Raw genomic sequence first — 1,038 nt, forward strand, 5'->3', positions numbered from 1 at the left:
GCTCAGCAGGTGCTGTGTCCGGGGCCGCTTCCCACCCGAACACGCTGCGCCCGCCAAGCAGATGCGACTGGTCGAATTCTCCCGCGACAATTTCCTTCAGGCTGAGGCCGGTGACGTATCGTTCGACTTGCCGCGACTGATCGTCGAGCCGCCTCAAGGCGCCGATTTCTTCATCGCGACCGAGCTTTGCCTTTTGCACGGCCGACTTCAGCACGCCGATCGTCTCGTCATAGACCTTAAGCGGCACAGGGAACGGGTGCCTGTCCTTGCCGCCATGCGCCAGCGAGAAGCGGCCGGGATCGGAAAAGCGGCAAGGCGCGCCATGCACCACCTCGGCAACGAGGGCCAGCGCGCGCACCGTGCGCGCGCCGACGCCGGGGACCAGAAGGAGCTCGGCGAAATCGGTGGGACCGCGGTCCGCGGCGGCGGCGATATTGCCGTGAAGACGATGCATGACGACATCGCTTTCGCGAACGTCGTGATGGGCCGGCATGACCAAATGCGGCAGCAGCGGCTGCTCCGGTTCCTGCCGGCGCCTCGGCTCCGCGCAACGCTCCAATGCTGCAAGCTCGCCCAGGATGCGATCGGGTCCGAGCTCCTGCAAAAGGTTCAGTTGCCCTTGGCGCGACGCGTCGGCGCGCCTGTCGGTCAGGTTGACGATCTCGCCTTGATTGATGCCCTCGATGGCGGCATGCGGCTGGTCGACAAAACTCTTGAGCCCCTCGGAGAGCCAATGGTAGCGGCGCGCCACCTTGCTGTCACCGTTCATGCCTTGCTGCACCACGACCCAGCGACCGTCATCGGTGACGATGAAACCATGCAGGTAAAGATCGAAACCGTCCTGGACTGCGGCGCTGTCGACCTTGGCGACAAGACGGCTGACGGTGGCCAGGCCCGCTCCGTCAAAGCCGACGCGTTGGCCGATGGCTTCGAGTTCATGCGGGGTTTTTCGCGAATGCGCGCCGCGACCACCGCAGACATGAATGCCGAGCTCGCCGGAAAGCGGCGAGAGGCCACGCTTCAAAGCGCCCACGACGC

At 65.1% G+C, this 1,038-nt stretch carries 1 protein-coding gene; it reads right to left on the bottom strand.

The genetic code is table 11. The features are described 5' to 3' along the window. Window positions 1-1,038, bottom strand: a 1,038-nt coding sequence (locus tag EN969_RS32660) for a DUF763 domain-containing protein (RefSeq protein ID WP_164758738.1), incomplete at both ends; no start/stop codon positions are given.

Source organism: Mesorhizobium sp. M7A.F.Ca.CA.003.01.2.1, assembly GCF_003998945.1.
GTDB classification, from domain to species: domain Bacteria; phylum Pseudomonadota; class Alphaproteobacteria; order Rhizobiales; family Rhizobiaceae; genus Mesorhizobium; species Mesorhizobium ciceri.